At 64.3% G+C, this 255-nt stretch carries 1 pseudogene; it reads right to left on the bottom strand.

From position 1 onward, the window contains the following. Positions 1–255 (bottom strand): annotated as a pseudogene (locus SB756_RS32525) (serine--tRNA ligase); the annotation flags it as partial.

The following is a 255-nucleotide window of genomic DNA, read 5'->3' as shown; positions in this document are numbered from 1 at the left end:
CCCAGCGGCGCACTTCGACGTTGCCGTCTTCATCTTCGCCCACCGGCACCGACTCGTGGGGCAGGTTGGGAATGCCGAACAGGATCGAATCCAGTTCGCTCTGGATGTTTTCCAGCTCCGCCTTGCCGGAGCTCAGCTCGTTCCCCATGCGCTCAACGTCGGCCATCAGCGGGGCGATGTCTTCGCCGCGTTGCTTGGCCTGGCCGATGGACTTGGAGCGCGCGTTACGTTCAGCCTGCAGTTGCTCGGTGCGGG

The organism is Pseudomonas sp. SIMBA_068 (genome assembly GCF_046534705.1).
GTDB lineage: Bacteria > Pseudomonadota > Gammaproteobacteria > Pseudomonadales > Pseudomonadaceae > Aquipseudomonas > Aquipseudomonas putida.
This window is presented reverse-complemented; position numbering and strand designations above follow the sequence as displayed.